Genomic DNA, 853 nt, shown 5'->3' on the forward strand with positions numbered 1-853 from the left:
CCAGTCGCTGGCCCGTCAGACCGGGCGGCGCGGCCTCGATCTCGCCGACGGGCGCCGGCTGGATGATCTCGCCACGCCCGCCGGGCTGGCCAGCGGCGGCTATGGCCTGATCGGGCGCAGCCGCGACACGCTGGAACGCCACCAGATCAGCGCCGATGGCCGCTGGGGCGCGCTGCACCTGCAAGTGGGCGGCGCCGTGCAGCACCAGCGTCAGTGGCGGCGGCAGGCCGACACCGAGGCGGGCACCCTGCTCGCCAACCGCGAACTGGAACAGCGCCACCGCACCCACAGCCTGTTCGGCATGGCCCGGTTCACGCCGCTCGAGGGGCTGGAACTGATCGCCAGCGCGCGCTGGACCGAGGCACAGGTACAGCTGGCGGTGACCGATCTGCGCCCCGGCTGCGCGCCCTGCCTCACGCCGGCCGATGCGCCGCAGCAGCGCCGGCAGTTCTTCACGCCGGACTTTGCGCTGGGCTGGCGACCGGCGGGCGTTCCGGGGCTGTTGCTGTTCGCCCGCTCCGCGCGCACCGCCCGGTTGCCGGGCTGGAACCTCCTCGCGCGCGATACGGCGGCGCTCACGGCCTTGCCGGCGGAAACCGGCTGGCACCATGAGGCCGGGGCCAAGGCCGATCTGGCCGACGGCCGGCTGCGCCTCAATGCGGCGCTGTTCACCGCCCGGACGCGCAGCGCTGTGCCGGTCCTGCTCGACATCGATCCGCTGGCCACGATCGCCGCGCAGGACATGCAGGCGCGCGGGCTGAATGCCTCGATAGTCACCCGGCCGGTCGAACAGCTGGAGCTGGCCGGCACGCTGGCCCTGCAGCGCGTGCGCTGGCGCGGTGCCGTGCCCGCC

The 853-nt window shown here is 74.6% G+C and carries 1 protein-coding gene; it reads left to right on the forward strand.

Features of this window, described 5'->3' with window-relative positions:
- Positions 1-853 (forward strand): TonB-dependent receptor domain-containing protein (locus tag GJV64_RS14975; RefSeq protein ID WP_164158309.1); only part of this gene is annotated, 853 nt, incomplete at both ends.

Source organism: Sandarakinorhabdus rubra (genome assembly GCF_010994245.1).
GTDB classification, from domain to species: Bacteria; Pseudomonadota; Alphaproteobacteria; order Sphingomonadales; family Sphingomonadaceae; genus Sandarakinorhabdus; species Sandarakinorhabdus rubra.